General features: G+C 40.4%; 1 protein-coding gene. It reads left to right on the top strand.

Translation table 11 applies throughout. From position 1 onward, the window contains the following. Positions 1–1,007: TonB-dependent receptor domain-containing protein (locus tag AB5935_RS27830; protein WP_368328079.1), on the top strand; the 1,007-nt coding region annotated here is incomplete at its 5' end. Positions 1,008–1,071 lie beyond the last annotated feature (64 nt).

The following is a 1,071-nucleotide window of genomic DNA, read 5'->3' as shown; positions in this document are numbered from 1 at the left end:
ATATAGGATTAGATTTCCGTCTTTTCAAGAATCTGATAAGCGGTAGTCTGGAATATTACAATCGTCACTCATCTGATTTGCTGGTACGCCGATATATGGACCCTACTTTAGGAGCCGGTTCACGTGTGGTGAATAATGGTGAGATGCGTAATCGTGGCGTAGAACTTTCCCTTACAACCAATATCATACGTAAGAAAGACTGGAACTTCGCTGTAGATTTTAACTTTGACTATAATAAGAACAAAATGTTGAAAGTCGATCATAGTGAATCTGATAATGCAAGAGTCTTTATCGCAAGTCCGCAGGTTTATTTTATGGAAGGTACTAGTTATAATACGTTATGGGCTTACCGTATACATCGTATCGAGAATGGATATCCGGTAGCAGTGGATAAAGATGGAAATGATCTGGTGAAATTTAATGAAGACGGCACGGTAGCCAGTATCACTTCTGGTTCTTCGCTCAAAGGTACTGATGACTTGGTGAACCTTGGTTCGCTGACTCCGAAATTCAGCGGGTCAGTGGGGTTAAGATTCAACTATAAGAATTTTGATTTGAATGCATTCTTTGTGTATGCTGGTGGTAATAAGCTGCGTAACAGTGTATTAAAAATGGATGACCAGTTAGGTACTCAAACCTTGAAAGGAATTGCCAACCGTTGGACTGCGGATGATTCGAATGCACAGGTACGTATGTACCTCGATATACCGGCACAGGTGAAAACTTATGCCAGCACTTTCCAAGATTGGTGGCAATACGGTGACATCAATGTGAAAGATGCAGGTTATGTAAAATTGCGTAGCTTGAGTGTAGGGTATAACTTACCGTTTACGGTTTGCCAACACCTCCGCCTCTCTTCTCTGAAAGTGAAAGTGCAGGTAAATAATCTGTTTACCTGGTGTAAGGCAGGAAGTGATATTGATCCGGAAAGCTATGGAATGAATGACGGTACACGTGGCATCGCTTCTCCCAAGACTTACTCCATCGGATTATCAACAAGTTTCTAACCATTTTAAAAATATAAGATATGCGTAAATTACTTTATATATTGCCAGTTATTCTCATATTGGG

This window comes from Phocaeicola sp. RTP21198st1_B8_RTP21198_201120 (assembly GCF_040929485.1).
Taxonomy (GTDB): Bacteria; Bacteroidota; Bacteroidia; order Bacteroidales; family Bacteroidaceae; genus Phocaeicola; species Phocaeicola dorei.
Note: the sequence above shows the minus strand (reverse complement) of the source record. Positions and strands in the feature narration are given on the sequence as shown.